Annotated in this window: 5 protein-coding genes; 2 read left to right on the forward strand and 3 right to left on the reverse strand. The window is 49.7% G+C overall.

All coding sequences use genetic code 11. The features are described 5' to 3' along the window. Window positions 1-258: 258 nt before the first annotated feature. On the forward strand, window positions 259-822 hold the full coding sequence (locus MO867_RS21125) for a hypothetical protein (protein WP_252472798.1): 564 nt from the start codon (window positions 259-261) through the stop codon (window positions 820-822). Here the strand turns inward: MO867_RS21125 and MO867_RS21130 are convergent. From MO867_RS21130 to nhaA, 3 genes are all read right to left on the reverse strand, one after another. Then, window positions 819-1,070, reverse strand: a complete 252-nt coding sequence (locus MO867_RS21130; protein WP_252472800.1) for a Txe/YoeB family addiction module toxin — start codon at window positions 1,068-1,070, stop codon at window positions 819-821. The genes MO867_RS21125 and MO867_RS21130 overlap by 4 nt on opposite strands. A gap of 3 nt (window positions 1,071-1,073) precedes the next feature. Then, window positions 1,074-1,328 carry a type II toxin-antitoxin system Phd/YefM family antitoxin gene (locus MO867_RS21135; RefSeq protein WP_252472802.1) on the reverse strand — a complete coding sequence of 85 codons (255 nt, stop codon included), beginning with the start codon at window positions 1,326-1,328 and terminating at the stop codon, window positions 1,074-1,076. Window positions 1,329-1,629: 301 nt separating this feature from the next. Then, complete coding sequence (gene nhaA, locus MO867_RS21140; RefSeq protein WP_252472804.1) at window positions 1,630-2,964, reverse strand: Na+/H+ antiporter NhaA; 1,335 nt, start codon at window positions 2,962-2,964, stop codon at window positions 1,630-1,632. A 27-nt stretch (window positions 2,965-2,991) separates the two neighbouring features. Here nhaA and MO867_RS21145 point away from each other — a divergent pair, with 27 nt between their 5' ends. Beyond that, on the forward strand, window positions 2,992-3,237 hold the full coding sequence (locus MO867_RS21145) for a hypothetical protein (protein ID WP_252472806.1): 246 nt from the start codon (window positions 2,992-2,994) through the stop codon (window positions 3,235-3,237). The last annotated feature ends 106 nt before the right edge of the window (window positions 3,238-3,343 follow it).

The following is a 3,343-nucleotide window of genomic DNA, read 5'->3' on the forward strand; positions in this document are numbered from 1 at the left end:
AGAAATACATCAGCCTATAAACCGTTTAGCTGACACAGAGTTTTGAACACCCTCTGCAATTGGCCACAATCGTATTCACCGGGGGCGGTACTATGATTGGATTTTCAACAACATCAGTATTTTACCTAATGATGAGCTAGTTCGAGCATTTCTGGGTACCGTTCGACAGCAATTACTCCATGGAAACATCAGCTCTGACTATCTCCTGCAGGAAGAGATAGATAAAGAAGAATACAAACACTGGTTGAAAAATAACTAATGACCGTATACAAGATTAATAGACCTTTCGATGAGTTCTATACCTTTACGATCAAAAATGCCGAACTTGGCTCGAAGATGCCAAAGTATTCCCCAAAATTTAGAGCGCAACCTAGATTAGATCAGTGGGTTAAACCCAACGCCGAATTTTATGCTGGCGACACCTATGCTCACGATAAGCCGCGTATCCCCGACATCACAACCTGGGTAACTGGGAATCTAGTACTTAACAAAAAGGCGTTTGATATATTGGGCGAAAAACTAGCCACATCTGGAGAGTTTTTGCCTGTTTCGGTTGAAGGTATAGATTACTACATGCTGAACACTCTCAAGGTCATCCCTAAAGACGGGATCGACTTGAGCGGGGCTACAGATTTTTTCGACTCGGGAGTTAATCGAGGGAAAATCAATGTTGGTTTTGATACCTCGACTCTCGGTAATTCCGTTGTATTTAAGACACCTACGGATCACCTTCTCTATAGCTACTGCACAGAAGAGTTGAAAACCTTATTGGAGGCCCACTCTTTGTTAGGCTTAGATCTTGAGGGTGTTTCTGCCGGTTAATAGTGATAGCGGCAGGAAATAATAGTCAGCTCGCCGCCTTCAAACGCATACACCAGCCGGTTGGTTTGATCGATGCGGCGAGACCAGTAGCCGCTGAGCCCGCCTTTTAGGGGTTCGGGCTTGCCGGTGCCTTTGAAGGGCGTACGCATCGTTTCGTTGATCAACTTATTGATGCGCTTTAGCGTCTTCTTATCTTGCCCCTGCCAGAATAAATAATCTTCCCAGGCCGCGTCCGTCCATGTCAGCAAGGTTCAGTCCTCGATCAGTTTACGGCGCTGGGCTTTTCCTGCGCGGTGCTGGGCGATAGAGCGCTCCAGGTGGGCGGCGTTGGCTGGGCTGCTTAACAAATGTACGGTTTCGAGCAGGCCGTTGTAGTGGTCCAGCGACATTACCACGGCGTCACCGCCTTTCTGGCGGGTGATGACGGTGATGTCTTGATCCTCTTGCACCTGGTCCAGCACACCTTTCAGGCTTGCGCGGGCGTCTGAATAATTTAGGACGTTCATTTTATCACCAAAATTTTCGTTGAACCCATGATTTGGTACAGATTTCTGTACAGATAATTGTACACCATGGTGCACGGCACGCAAACTTTGCATTCAAAAGAACAGGTGCATTCCGTTATACCCAAAAGGAATAGAACGCCCCTCCATATCCGATATTTACTAATATCGGATATTTGATGTTTGCCTCCAAATTTCCAATACTAGCCCTTTTTATCCGAGTGCAGCGCTGGCGTCGGCAACACAAGCTACCCCCGTTGTTACTGCTCCATGCTGGTATGAATAGGTTTTCATTTTTGACCCCTCAAGGCGTTTTCCCACGCGCAGGCAGCCACATCAACAGTGCGAGACCCGCCACTGCGGAAAAAACGGATGCAAGGACGATTCCCAACTTAGCGCTGTCAATTAGACTCTTACCGAAAGCCATATTCGCTATGAAGAGCGCCATGGTGAAGCCGATTCCGGCGAGCAAGCTGCCGCCTATTAGCAACCGCCAGCTGAGTTCTGGTGGACGAATCGCAATGTGCGAGCGTATAGCCAGCCAACTAAACAACAGAATACCAACAGGCTTACCAAGTACGAAACCTAAGAAAATTGCCACTGTGACCGAATTACCAAGGCCGTTAAAAGTCAGCGGCAACCCGGCGTTGGCAAATGCGAAGAGCGGCATGATGGCAAAACCCACCCATGGATGTAGCCATATCTCCAGGCGCTCTAGTGGAGACAGCGTTTCACGTACGGCAACCTCGGCTATCTGCAATGTCTCTCGATCTTTAGTGTCTGCACTGCTTTCGTGAATGCCTGGATGCGCAATCACCTGATCCAGTATCTCGTACAATCGATTGTCGCTGACCCATCGGCGCGCAGGAGTCATCAACCCAAGTATCACGCCAGTGATGGTGGCGTGGATGCCGGACGCATCCACGGCAAGCCAGATGAGCCCGCCCACCAGGAAATAGAGCGGAAAACCGCGAAATCCGAGTATTGCCAAGGCACGTAAAACTACTAAGCCAAGTGCAGCCAGCGCCAAAGCACCCCAGACAATGTTGCCGCTGTAACCGATGGCTACGACAAGAATGGCACCGATATCGTCAACGATCGCTAAAGACAGCATAAAGACGCGTAAGCTTTGTGGTATGCGCGAGCCAAGCAGAGCTAGGCAACCGATAACAAACGCCGTGTCAGTTGCCATGACAGTGCCCCACCCATTTTGGCCGGGTTGACCTGATTGCAGCGCAAGATATATCAAAGCGGGGGCGATCATACCGCCCAAGGCGGCTGATATTGATAGAGCAGCCATACGAGGGTTGTTTAACTCTCCGAGAACCAGCTCGCGCTTGAGTTCCAATGCGACAAGAAAGAAAAACAGCGTCATCAGGCCATCATTAATCCACTCTCGCAGTGAGCGTGCAAACTCTAACGAGCTAACCCGGAAACCTATGGGTGTCTCCCAGACATGTTCGAACGAGTCGGCCCAAGGTGAGTTGGACAAAACGAGAGCGGCAACAGTGAACAATAGGAGAACAGCCCCTCCGGCTGACGCAATGTGCAAGAATCGTACAAAGGGTCTCTGCAGCCGATCAACCAGCTCCTTTGGCAATCGAGTGGTTTCTGGATTTTCTTTTTGATCTTTAATCATAAAAGCTAATGAACTCCACTCAACCTAATGTCGAAGTGGGCGTCCGTACCCATGGTGAAGGTCACCCTCTGCGATGCTTTGATCATAGACGGCGAGTATTCGATCGCCACCATCGTGCCCGGTGCCATAGGTGATATCGTGACCGCACAACTATCGATTGGTGTCATGGAAACCGCGCGAGAAGCGGTCTCAAATGCCAATTGTTCTGCGGCAGTTACGACAGCGAAAATCATTCAGTACAACGGTTTCAGACATTACAGCTTGGGCCCTTAACTCACTTGGTTATCCCAATAAACCTCATTCAACGCGCTTAACATCTGCGTGACCACCCCAGCCAGATCACTGCTTGTGTCGCCAGTAATCTGCGGCAGTGCCGCCG

This window comes from Microbulbifer okhotskensis, assembly GCF_023895975.1.
Taxonomy (GTDB): domain Bacteria; phylum Pseudomonadota; class Gammaproteobacteria; order Pseudomonadales; family Cellvibrionaceae; genus Microbulbifer; species Microbulbifer okhotskensis.